14 protein-coding genes are annotated in these 10,759 nt (G+C 71.6%); 8 read left to right on the top strand and 6 right to left on the bottom strand.

Annotated features, from left to right (window positions below):
- A partial coding sequence (locus ABZW30_RS45085; protein ID WP_355677146.1) for a hypothetical protein occupies positions 1-420 on the bottom strand: 420 nt, incomplete at its 3' end.
- Between the two features lie 169 nt (positions 421-589).
- On the opposite strand from ABZW30_RS45085, the gene ABZW30_RS45080 reads away from it, so the two are divergent.
- Positions 590-1,069, top strand: a complete 480-nt coding sequence (locus ABZW30_RS45080; RefSeq protein ID WP_355677145.1) for an RICIN domain-containing protein — start codon at positions 590-592, stop codon at positions 1,067-1,069.
- A 98-nt stretch (positions 1,070-1,167) separates the two neighbouring features.
- Here ABZW30_RS45080 and ABZW30_RS45075 read toward each other — a convergent pair whose 3' ends face one another.
- Both ABZW30_RS45075 and ABZW30_RS45070 read right to left on the bottom strand, forming a co-directional pair.
- Complete coding sequence (locus tag ABZW30_RS45075; protein ID WP_355677144.1) at positions 1,168-1,464, bottom strand: DUF1330 domain-containing protein; 297 nt, start codon at positions 1,462-1,464, stop codon at positions 1,168-1,170.
- Between the two features lie 76 nt (positions 1,465-1,540).
- Positions 1,541-1,693 carry a hypothetical protein gene (locus ABZW30_RS45070; protein ID WP_355677143.1) on the bottom strand — a complete coding sequence of 51 codons (153 nt, stop codon included), beginning with the start codon at positions 1,691-1,693 and terminating at the stop codon, positions 1,541-1,543.
- Between the two features lie 341 nt (positions 1,694-2,034).
- On the opposite strand from ABZW30_RS45070, the gene ABZW30_RS45065 reads away from it, so the two are divergent.
- The 6 genes from ABZW30_RS45065 to ABZW30_RS45040 all read left to right on the top strand — a co-directional run bounded on the left by ABZW30_RS45065 (position 2,035) and on the right by ABZW30_RS45040 (position 8,090).
- The gene (locus ABZW30_RS45065) at positions 2,035-4,902 is read left to right on the top strand and encodes a nitrate- and nitrite sensing domain-containing protein (protein ID WP_355677142.1); all 2,868 of its coding nucleotides are present in this window, start codon (positions 2,035-2,037) and stop codon (positions 4,900-4,902) included.
- Positions 4,899-5,345 (top strand): roadblock/LC7 domain-containing protein, encoded by a 447-nt coding sequence (locus tag ABZW30_RS45060; RefSeq protein ID WP_355677141.1) that lies wholly within the window; start codon positions 4,899-4,901, stop codon positions 5,343-5,345. Before ABZW30_RS45065 ends, ABZW30_RS45060 begins: the two co-directional genes overlap by 4 nt.
- Before the next feature lie 105 nt (positions 5,346-5,450).
- A complete protein-coding gene (locus ABZW30_RS45055; RefSeq protein WP_355677148.1) occupies positions 5,451-5,816 on the top strand; it encodes a DUF742 domain-containing protein in 366 nt (121 codons plus the stop codon).
- A gap of 3 nt (positions 5,817-5,819) precedes the next feature.
- Entirely contained in the window at positions 5,820-6,422 is a 603-nt protein-coding gene (locus tag ABZW30_RS45050) for an ATP/GTP-binding protein (RefSeq protein ID WP_355677140.1), read from the top strand.
- 26 nt (positions 6,423-6,448) lie between these two features.
- Positions 6,449-7,582, top strand: coding sequence for an FAD-dependent monooxygenase (locus ABZW30_RS45045; protein ID WP_355677139.1), 1,134 nt, complete (start codon positions 6,449-6,451; stop codon positions 7,580-7,582).
- A gap of 58 nt (positions 7,583-7,640) precedes the next feature.
- Positions 7,641-8,090, top strand: a complete 450-nt coding sequence (locus tag ABZW30_RS45040; protein ID WP_355677147.1) for a VOC family protein — start codon at positions 7,641-7,643, stop codon at positions 8,088-8,090.
- On the opposite strand, the gene ABZW30_RS45035 is transcribed toward ABZW30_RS45040, so the two are convergent.
- Genes ABZW30_RS45035 through ABZW30_RS45025 form a run of 3 tightly spaced genes read right to left on the bottom strand, consistent with a single transcriptional unit; the run spans position 8,077 to position 9,938 of the window.
- Positions 8,077-8,838 carry a serine hydrolase gene (locus tag ABZW30_RS45035; protein ID WP_355677138.1) on the bottom strand — a complete coding sequence of 254 codons (762 nt, stop codon included), beginning with the start codon at positions 8,836-8,838 and terminating at the stop codon, positions 8,077-8,079. The genes ABZW30_RS45040 and ABZW30_RS45035 overlap by 14 nt on opposite strands.
- Positions 8,839-8,862: 24 nt before the next feature.
- Positions 8,863-9,051, bottom strand: a complete 189-nt coding sequence (locus ABZW30_RS45030) for a DUF397 domain-containing protein (RefSeq protein WP_355677137.1) — start codon at positions 9,049-9,051, stop codon at positions 8,863-8,865.
- A complete protein-coding gene (locus tag ABZW30_RS45025; RefSeq protein ID WP_355677136.1) occupies positions 9,048-9,938 on the bottom strand; it encodes a helix-turn-helix transcriptional regulator in 891 nt (296 codons plus the stop codon). Before ABZW30_RS45025 ends, ABZW30_RS45030 begins: the two co-directional genes overlap by 4 nt.
- A 100-nt stretch (positions 9,939-10,038) precedes the next feature.
- Between ABZW30_RS45025 and ABZW30_RS45020 the strand changes: the two genes are divergently transcribed.
- Positions 10,039-10,500: an ATP-binding protein gene (locus tag ABZW30_RS45020; protein WP_355677135.1), complete on the top strand. Its 462-nt coding sequence runs from the start codon at positions 10,039-10,041 to the stop codon at positions 10,498-10,500.
- Positions 10,501-10,759: the final 259 nt, after the last annotated feature.

Raw genomic sequence — 10,759 nt, 5'->3', positions numbered from 1 at the left:
CCGGCCGCGCCCCCCCCCCCCCCGCCCCCGCCCGCCGGGGGGGGGGGGGCGGCGGCGCGCGCCCCCGCGCCGGCGCCCCCCCCCCGACGCCTCCTGCTCCCAGGCGTGTACGGCCTCGGCCTCCGTCTCCTCCAGGCAGGTGGAGCAGCACATCCGGAGCACCGTCTCGGCGAACTGCCACTCCACCTCGGTGGCGGTCTCCCCCATGTCGTGCCAGACCTTGCCGACCGCCTTCCCGGGCCTCAGCTCACCCGCGACCACCCCGGCCGCCAGGTGCCGCAGCAGGCGGCGCTCGGCCAGGCGGCTGCCCGGTCGCGGCACGCCGAGCTCCTCCAGCGCCTCCCGGAACAGCTCCTCCAGCTCGGTCGTCGGCTCGCCCCGGCGCCGCGCGGTGTCCGCGTGCGTGACGTCCGCCGCCACCGCTGAAGTCCGACCTGCGCCGTCCAAGTGAAACCCCGTAACCACCCGGGGTAACCCGTACCGCGCCGCCGACCGCACCAGCGCGCTCCGCCCTACCTTCGCGGCTGAGCGAGTCAGGCCTGAGCGCAGGCCCAGCGGACCCGCGACTACCTCGAATCCAGGAGAAGCCGTGCGCATCACCCAGAAGGCCGTCGCGACGCTCGCGGCGGCCGTCTCCTTCACCGGTATCGCCGTCCTCAACTGCGACACGGCCACGGCCGCCGTCCCGGTCACCCTCTCCTTCCAGGTCCAGAGTGACGACACCAACCTCGACGAGTACCTCGGGAGCGACGTCCTGACCCGCGACCCGAGCCTCGGTTACCAGAACTGGACGGTCACCCCGCTCGACGACGGCAGCGTCACCATCAAGGGCACCCACTACGGGAAGTGCATCGCGACCAACGGCCCCGGGAAGAACGTCACCCAGAAGCCCTGCAGCCAGAACGACCTCGCCCAACGGTGGTTCCTCGACCTGACCTCGGACACCACCGTCATCGAGAGCGCGAAGTCCCCCGAGTTCGTCCTCCAGGCCAACGGGCCGGACCGGACCGTCACCACCGAGTACGCGCTCGCCGCCCAGAACCAGCAGTGGACCGCGTACCAGAAGTAGCGGACGCTCACCCCTCGCACCGGCCCGCCGCGACCCAGCGGCGGGCCGGTGCCGTACGTTCGGCCCGAGCGCGTGCGGCGCCCCCGCCCGGCCTCACCTCAGAGGGCGGGCACGATCATCGCGGTGAACGGGACGGTGGCCGCGAGGCGCTCCTCCAGGAGTTCCTTGTAGCCCTCGGACTCGTAGACGGCGCGCGCCTGTTCCGCGTCGGCGAAGCGCAGGACGACGGTGTGGGTGCCGCCGGGCGGGCGGCCACCCTCGCCCAGGTGAACCGTCTGGTCGGTGCTGGCGACCAGCTCCCCCGGGCCGAGCAGGACGGGGGCGGCGGCCTGGCGGTAGGCGTCCAGGCGCTGGGGGTCGGTCACGTCGTAGTTCAGGATGAGCAGGGCGGCCATGGTGACTCCTCGTCATGGATGGCGGCGACGGACGGGATGGCGCTGTTCGTCAACGGCCTTGAGGGGGCGGGTTGATTCACCAGTTCCGCACCTTACGGCGCTTGGTCTTCGCCGTCACCCGCTCGCGCAGCAGGCCCTGGTAGTAGGCGGACTTCGTGCCGCCGAGCCGGAAGCGCTCGCAGATCTCGGCGACCGAGTCGGCGTCGTCCAGGCTGCCGGTCAGTCCCACCCGGACGAGGCCCCAGAAGCCCTCCTCAGCCCGGGCCCGGCACGGCTGCGGACCCGGACCGGGAACGGCGGGATCCCCGGCTCTCGGCCGCTCAGCTCCGGCGACGGCGGCCCGGCAAGCTCCGGAAGGGGCGTCACACAGTTTTCACACAGCGGCCATTTGCCGTCTGCAAGCAGCGTTGACACTGTGTCGAGCGGCACCGGGCCTGGCTGCTTCGGGCACAAACAGTCAACCTGCGGGTGACATTGTGTCCGGTTGGTGCACAAGCACCGCTCAGGCGGCGAACAGGCTTTCACTCCAATCACACGATATGGCTAATATCGCCTCGTCAAAAAAAGCCCGTGCCCGGACGGCCCGCCCCTCAGCTGGCCGCCAGCCCCAAGGAGTCTGCTCTGCGCGCGCGTGCGAATCGGCGGCCCCCGACGCCGAAGACCCCCCGCAGGCGTCCACGCCTGTCCCTGCGGACGGCGCTGCTCGTCCTGGCCGTCGTCCCCAGCCTGGCCCTGGTCGCCCTCTGGGCGGTGACCAGCGGTGAGACGGTCTTCGACTTCCAGCGCCAGGCGGCCCAGGGGATGCTGGCCCAGAAGGCCGGCCAGCCGTCCAACATCGTCTACTACAACCTCCAGGAAGAGCGCCGGCTCAGCGCCGAGGCACTCGCGCGGCCCGGCTCCAACACCGACCAGCTGCGCCGCCAACGGCAGTTGACCGACGACGCGGTACGCCAGTTCCAGGCGCTGTCCGGCGAGACCGCCGACAACGCCCCCGACGACGTCCGCACCGCCGTCGCCGAGGCCCGGCAGGCCATGGGCAAACTGGCCGAGCAGCGCGCCGCCGTGGACAAGGGCTCGATCGACCAGCAGACGGTCTTCACCTACTACACCGACCTGATCGCCGTCGACCTGCGGCTGTTCACCGCGCTCAGCCACGTCGACGCGGGCGAGGTCACCTGGGTGTCCAAGACCCTGGTCAACTCCTTCTGGGCAAAGGAGATGCTGGCCCGCGAGGACGCGATCCTGGCCCGCGGCTGGCCGGGCGGGCGGCTCAGCACCGTCGACTACCAGCAGGTCCAGCAGCTGATCGGCGCCCAGGACCACCTGTTCACCGTCCAGGTCCTCCCGTACGTCCCGGGCGGCGAGGCCGGCGCCTGGCACGACCTGATGAACAGTCCGGCCTGGCAGGCCAAGGCCGCCGTCGAGCAGCAGCTCACCAAGCCCACCGCCGCCGACTCCAACGGCACCGTCAAACTGCCGCCCGCCCAGGACCAGTGGCGCCAGAGCGTCGACCAGCTCAACCCGCTGCTGGTCAAGGCCATCGAGGCCCGTACCAGCGCGATCGTCGAGGTCGGCAAGGGCACCATCCTCCACCTGCTCACCAAGGTCGTGCTGACCGCCGTCATCGGCCTGATCGCCGTGGTCGCCGTCGTCGTCGCCGCCTGGCGGCTCAGCCGCTCGCTGCGCCGCCGGATCAAGGAGGTGCACACCCAGGCCGAGGAGATGGAGCGCACGCTGCCCGAGGTGGTCGAGCGCCTCGGCCGCGGCGAGCAGGTCGACGTCGAGGCCGAGAGCCGCGCCGTCACCACCGGGGCGCACGGTAACGGCACCGACGAACTCGCCCGGCTCGGACAGGCACTCAACCTGGCCCGCTCCGCCGCCCTGGAGGCCGCCGTCCGGCAGGCCGAGCAGCACCGCGGCTTCGAGCGGCTGCTCCAGCGCATCGCCCGCCGCACCCAGCTGCTGATCGGACGCCAGCTGCGCAAGCTCGACGAGCTGGAGCGCAAGCACGAGGACCCGGAGGTCCTGGAGGGCCTGTTCGACCTCGACCACCTCACCGCCCGCCTGCGCCGCTACGAGGAGAACCTCGTCATCATGGCCGGTGGCCAGCCGCAACGGCGCTGGCGCAAGCCCGTCCCGCTGCTGGACGTGCTGCGCTCCGCCCAGGGCGAGGTGCAGGACTACCGCCGGATCATGGTCGACGTCGAGGGCCACCCGTGGCTCTCCGAGCGGGCCGTCGGGCCGGTCGCGCACGTGCTGGCCGAGCTGATGGAGAACGCCACCACCTTCTCCAAGCCGCCCACCCCGGTCGAGGTCCGGGCCGCCATGGTCGGGCGCGGGCTCGCGGTCGAGATCGAGGACCGCGGCCTCGGCATGGACCCGGCGCAGTACGACGCGGCCAACGAGCTGATGAGCCGCCCGCCGCGCACCGACGTGCTGGCCCGCGCCGACGACATCCGGCTCGGCTTCCACGTGGTCGCGCGCCTCGCCGCGCTGACCGGACTGAAGATCGAGTTCCGGCCGTCGGCCTTCGGCGGTACCCGGGTGGTCGTGCTCGTCCCGGACGAGCTGGTCATCGACGGCGACGCCGGGCTGCCGGACGCCGCGCCCGTCGAGCCGATCCCTCTGGTCCGGCGGTCCCGCCGGGCGGTGCGCTCCGCCTCCGACGAGGCGCCGCAGCCCGCCCTGCCGATGGGGCCGCCGGTGGCACCGGTGGACTCCTTCGGGCCCAGGGAGCCCTTCGCGCCCGCCGAACGCGTCGCACCGGCGTTCCAGGAGCCGGCGGTGCAGGAGCCGGCGGTGCAGGGGCAGACGTTCCAGAAGCAGCCGCACGAGCAGCCGATCGAGCACAGCTCCCCCGCCGACCCGCCCCCGGCGTACGAGGCCCAGGCCGTCCAGGACCTCCCCGTCTACCCGGACATCGCCTACGCCCGGATCACCGAGGCCGAGGCCCCGTACGCCGACGAGCAGTACCGCCCGGCCGACCACTACCGGCTGGCCGAGCGGCGCCGGCGCCGCGAGTACCCCTCCGCCGTGCCGGTGAGCCCGGTCGAGGGCGGGCAGCCGCCGCTGCCGCAGCGGGTCCGCCAGGCCAGCCTGGCCGCCGAGCTGCGAGTGCCGCCGACGGCCCGCCAGGAGTGGATCGAGCCGGCCGCCGGGCAGCCCCAGCCCGCCGACGGCCCGTTCCACCAGCCCGACCAGCCCGGCCGCCCCGAGCGCCCGGTACGGCGCTCCGGCGCCACCATCGGCGCCTTCCAGCGCCAGTCCCGCGCCGCCCGCGCCCAGGACCGCGGTGAACACCCGCTGCCCCGGGCCACCGCCACCCCGCCGGCTCCCCCCAGCACGCCCGCCGGTCCCCCAGCCTCCGCGTCCACCCCGTCCCCCTGGGCCCTCCCGGCCGCGGAACCCCGAACCACACGAACGGATAACCAGCCATGAACCGCACGATCGCCACCCACCAGGACCTGGACTGGCTGCTGGACGGACTCGTCGACTCGGTGCCCGGGACCCGCAACGCCGTCCTGCTCTCCGACGACGGCCTCGTGGTCAGCCACTCCCGCACCATCGAGCGGGCCGACGCCGAGCGGCTGGCCGCCGTCGCCACCGGCCAGCAGTCGCTCGCCCGGGGCGTCGGCCAGCTCTTCGACGGCGGGCCGGTGCACCAGGTGATCGTCGAGCTCGCCGAGTGCTGGCTGTTCATCATCGCCGCCGCGCAGGGCACCCACCTGGCCGTGGTCGCCTCCCAGGAGGTGGACGCCGAGGTGATGTCCGTCGCGATGCACACCCTGGTGCAGCAGGTCGGCCAGAAGCTCACCACCCCCGCCCGGGCCGAGGCCGCGCCCGCCTCCTTCGACGTCTTCGCCAGCCGGAACCGGGGCTGACGCCGCGTGGGCCCGTACAGCGAACCGGGCGACGGCTGGGCGCGCGACCGGGTGCCGCACTGGAGCGAGTTGGAGGAGCCGGAGGCGGAGGACGAGACGGGCGTCATGGTGCGCCCGTACACCATCACCCGCGGCCGGACCGCGCCCGAGCGCGACGACCTCACCCTGATCACGGTGATCACCACGGTCGACGAGGAGGCCGACGCGGCCCTGGCGCGGGGCAGCCGCGCCGGTGCCCGCGGCCTCCAGCCCGAGCACCGGCTGATCCTCGACCGCTGCCGGCGCCCGGCAGCCGTCGCCGAGGTGGCGGCCGGCCTGGACCTCCCGGTCTCGGTCACCAAGATCCTGCTGGGCGACCTGGTCGCCCAGGGCCTGCTGAAGGCCCGGGCGCCGCTCTCGGTGGCCCGCGCCGCCGGGGGCGTGGACCTCGGCCTGCTCACGGCCGTACGCGAAGGACTCCGGAGAATCTGAACCATGGCAACACCCCACTCCAGCAGTGCCGTTGACGGGAGCGCCGCCGCCCCGGCCGCCGTCAAGATCCTCATCGCGGGCGGCTTCGGCGTCGGCAAGACCACCTTGGTCGGCTCGGTCAGCGAGGTCACCCCGCTGCGCACCGAGGAGTACCTGACCACGGCCAGCGTCGGCGTGGACGACCTGGAAGGCATCGACCAGAAGGACACCACCACCGTCGCCCTGGACTTCGGCCGGATCACCGTCAGCCGCGAGCTGGTGGTCTACCTGTTCGGCACGCCCGGGCAGGAGCGGTTCTGGTTCATGTGGAACGACCTGGTCAACGGCGCCCTCGGCGGGGTCGTCATCGCCGACACCCGGCGGCTGGAGACCAGCTTCGCGTCCATCGACTTCTTCGAGAGCCGCGGCATCCCGTTCGTGGTCGCGATCAACTGCTTCCACAACCACAACACCCGCACCCCGGAGGAGATCCGGGCCGCGCTCGACCTCGACCCGCAGGTCCCGATGCTGATCGGCGACGTCCGTGAGCGCGCCTTCGGCCGCGACCTGCTGCTCGCCCTGGTCGACCACCTGATGGACCTCGCCGCCGTCGCTCCCGTCGGCTGAATCCCCTCCTCGTACGGGAGTTACCCATGACCACACCCCTGCGCGTCCTCGTCCACGGCGGCGGCATCGGCGGCCTCACCCTCGCCACCGCCCTCGCCCGCCGCGGCCACCGCGTCGAGGTCGCCGAGCTGCGCGACGAGTTGGAGGCACTCGGCGTCGGCATCATCCAGCCCTCCAACGCCCTGCACGTGATGCGCGAGATCGGCGTGCTGGACGAGTGCCTGGCCGTCGGCTTCGAGTGGGAGGTGCTGACCATCTGCGACCCGGCCGGCACCACCCTGGCCCGGATCCCCCAGCCCCGGATGGGCGACGCCCCCTCCAACAACGGCATCCCGCGCCCCGCCCTGGCCCGGGTGCTCGCCGCCGCCGCGGCCTCGGCGGGCGCCACCGTCCGCTTCGGGACGACCATCGCGTCGGTGAAGGACGACGGCGAGGGGGTCGATGTCACCCTCACCGACGGCCACGGCGGCCGCTACGACCTGGTCGTCGGCTTCGACGGGATCGGCTCGCCGCTGCGCAGGCACCTGTACGGCGAGACGTACGCCCCCGAGTACACCGGCTTCGCCAACTGGCGCGTCACGCTGCCGCGTTCCCCCGAGATCCAGGGCGTGGTGATGTCCGCCGGCAACCTCAAGGCCAAGGCACTGCTCACCCCGATCAGCGCGGAACTCATGTACCTGGGCTCGGTGTTCGCCGAGGCCGAGGACTTCCGCCCGGACCCGGAGCGCGCCCACGAGCAGCTCCGCGAGCGGCTGGCCGGCTTCGGCGGCCCGATCGCCGACGCCCTCGCCCGGGTCACCGACCCGGCCGCGGTGGTCTACTCCCGGATCTCCCAGGTCACCGTCGAGGAGCCCTGGCACGTCGGCCGGATCGCCCTGGCCGGCGACGCCGCCCACGCCTCCACCCCGCACCTCGCCCAGGGCGCCGCGATGGCCGTCGAGGACGCCCTCGTGCTGGCCCGGAGCCTGGACGCGGCGGACGACGTCCCGGCCGCGCTCACCGCCTGGGAGGCCAGGCGTCGCCCGCGCGCCATGTGGGTGCAGACGATGTCCCGGGCGATCCTCAAGCAGGAGACGGGAACGCCCACGACGCCGGAGGAGGACGAGCTGTTGAAGGTCGGCATCCCGGGCGCGGCCCACGTCCTGGTCAAGCCGTACTGAGGCGCAGTCCGGTCCCGCGCGGGGTTGTGCCCGCGCGGGACGGCGTTGCAGGCTCGCGATCACGACCGCCTTCTACCACGCCTGCTTCACCGTCCCGGACCTCTCGGCCGCCATGGCCGACCTCACCGCCGCGGCAGGGGTGGAATGGCGCGAGCCGGTGGCCGGGCGGATCGGCGAGTGGGGCTATCGGATCGTCTTCACCGCCGGGGACGCCCCCTACATCGAGCTGATCGAGGCGCCGTCCGGCGGGCCCTGGGGTGACACTTCCGCGGCCCGCTTCCACCACCTCGGTTTCTGGTCCACCGACGTCACGGCGGGCACGGCCCGGCTCGACGCGGCCGGGTTCCCGGAAGCCTTCTCGGGGTGCCCGTACGGCCGGCCCTTCGTCTACCACCGGCTGGACAGCATCGGCGCGCAGGTCGAACTCGTCGACCTCGCCCGGCAGCCGGACTTCCTGGCCGTCTGGAACCCGGACGGCGCCGCGATGCCCGCGATCAGCGAGGACTGATCTCCTTACGGCGTTTCCACACTCTTGCCGAGACGCGGGCCAGCAGCCGGGCCGCCGGATCGTCGCGGTCCGCGCCGGAGGCGAGCGGGCCGGTGTAGCAGACCGCGATCAGGTACGGCGGGCAGTCGTACGGGTGGACCAGGCCAACGCAGTGCCGCGCGCCGGGGACCCAGCCGTTCTTGAACGCGATCCGGGTGCCCGGCGGCAGCCCGGCGGCGAGGTCCACCCGGAAGTCGTTGCGCCCCAGCAGCGCGAGGAGCTCCGGTTCGTCCGCCAGCGAGTGGAGGAGTCTTACGAGATCGCGGGCGCTCACCCGGTTGTGCACGCCCGCGTCGCGCGCCGCGTAGTCCTCGATCCCGCGCGGGCTGGCGCTACGCGTCGCCCCGGCTTGGCGCCAGACCTCGGCCACGGCTCGCTGGTCGGTGCGGGCGAGGCAGAGGTTGGTGGCCAGGTTCGAGGAGTGGGTGATCATCCGCTCGGCGAGCAGGCGGAGTGGGACATGGGTGCCCAGCAGTTCCCAGGGCAGCGGATCGCTGTCCCAGTCAGGGTTGTTGCCGAACTCTCCGCCGACGACCGACCTATGGTGGTTCGTCACCGGAACCTCCGCATCGAGGTTCGCCCCACTGCGGGTCAGCGCGGCGAGCACCGCGATCTTCATCGTGCTTGCAGCGTCGTGCAGTTCGTCCGGCGCATGCGTGAACACCGGTTCGGCATTGCCGGCCCAGGGGGCCACCACCACGGAGAGCATGGAGGAAGAGTAGGGGAGATCCGGTCAGACCTCGGCCGTTGCGGCGAACGACACGAACGCTTCCCAGGCGGCCGGATCGAAAGCCAGCTGCGGGCCACTCTTGTCCTTCGAGTCACGCACGTGGACAACACCGGGGGTCTCGGCGACCTCGACGCACTGACCACCCTCGTTGCTGCTGTAGCTGCTCTTGATCCACGCCAGATTCGCGTTCATCGTTCTCCCAGCACCTTCTCGATCAAGGACATGGACTCCCTCACGTCGAGCGATTGCCCTCTGAGAGCGCCGTATCGTGCGTTCATGATACGGACTTCTTCCTGATCCGTGATCAATCGGCTACTTTGCTGCGCCTCGATGTATCCGTTCTGCGGGCGCCCCTTGGGAGTGATCAGCGTGAAGGGCCCGCCCAGCGCAGGATGATCAGCGCTGCCGGTAGGCATGATGTGAATCGCCATGCCGCGCATCCTTCCCACCGTCAGAAGATGCCGTAGCTGTTCTTCGTGGACATCCCATCCGCCCAAGGGACGCTGGAGGACGCTCTCCTCGATGACCCAGCTGAAGATCGCCCGAGGCCATCGAGTCAGGATCTCCTGCCGTGCCAGTCGAGCGGTCACTCGTTCCTCGATCACCTCCTCAGCGAGCAGAGGCTGACGCATTCCGAAGAGGGCACGGGCGTGCGTCTCAGTCTGCAGCAGTCCAGGAATGAGCAGTGTGCTGTATTCGTGGATCTCAATGGCCACCGGCTCCAAGCCCGCATAGCCCCTGAACCAGGCCGGATGCCGAACTCGCGCCTTGGCCCGCGCACTTATCACGTCATCCTTCGCGATCGCCAACGCACCGCCGGCGTCGAGGATCTTGTCCGACGCGACCAACAACTCCGGCTGTGGAGTGCGCACTCCCCGCTCGACCGCGCCGATCAGCTGCTCGCTGTATCCGGCCAACCTCGCCAGTTCCTTCTGCGTAAGCCCCGCCCTCTCTCGGAACAGCTTGATCTGCTTGCCGATCGCGCGGAAGAAATCCGAGACCTCACCCAAGTCTTCCGGCAGGTCCTCGCGGATCTCGTCGCCCGCTCCGTTGTCCCGTGCTGCACCCATCGCGACCATCCCACCCGGTCTACTAAAAAGCTGCCCGCACCCGTACAAGCACCCTCTGTGCTCGCCAGACTCATGGTCAGCGTACGTCCAGGCCGCCACGCTTCTTCCCATGACGACCGAAATCCCCCTCGACAGCCCCCGCAGTCACACCACCACCCTCGCCGGCACGCCCAAGGGCGCGGCCACCTGCCGACGCATCGCCAGACGTCAACTCACCTTCTGGGGGCTGAACTCCACGCACACCGAGCCCTTCTACTCCGCCCTCCTCATCGTCGCCGAGCTCGCCGCGAACGCGATCACGCACGGACGCATTCCGGGGCGCGGCTTCGAGCTGCACCTCGCCCTCACCACCACCGCGCGCCGGGGCACCACCCTCCGCATCGAGATCAGCGACCCCAAGGGCGACCGGCTCCCCGTCCTCCCCACCGTCCACGTCCCCAACGCCCAGTCCGGGCGCGGCCTCACCCTCATCGACGCCCTCTGCGACCGCTGGGGCACCATCCCCCGCCACCCCAGCTCCAAGACCGTCTGGGCCGAACTCGACCTCACCAGCACCCCCGATGCCACCTGAACCCTGCCATAGCGAAGCCCACGCAACCCTCTGCACCCTCCTCCCCTTCGCGCTCCTCCTCGCCCTCCTCGCCTGGGCCTACCCCCTCACCGCCCCACACCACCGACCGCCCGAACCCACTTCGAGCCCAACCGCCACCCCGTAAAACACGAGGAGTGGGAAGTCGGCCCCACCCACATACCACAACACTGGCGGGTACGGTAAAGGAAAAATGGGGAAGAGTCACCGATGCACCCCGTGTTGAGGCTCTCGACCCGTT

Origin of the sequence: Kitasatospora sp. NPDC004669 (genome assembly GCF_040609455.1) — a bacterium.
Classification (GTDB): domain Bacteria; phylum Actinomycetota; class Actinomycetes; order Streptomycetales; family Streptomycetaceae; genus Kitasatospora.
This window is presented reverse-complemented; position numbering and strand designations above follow the sequence as displayed.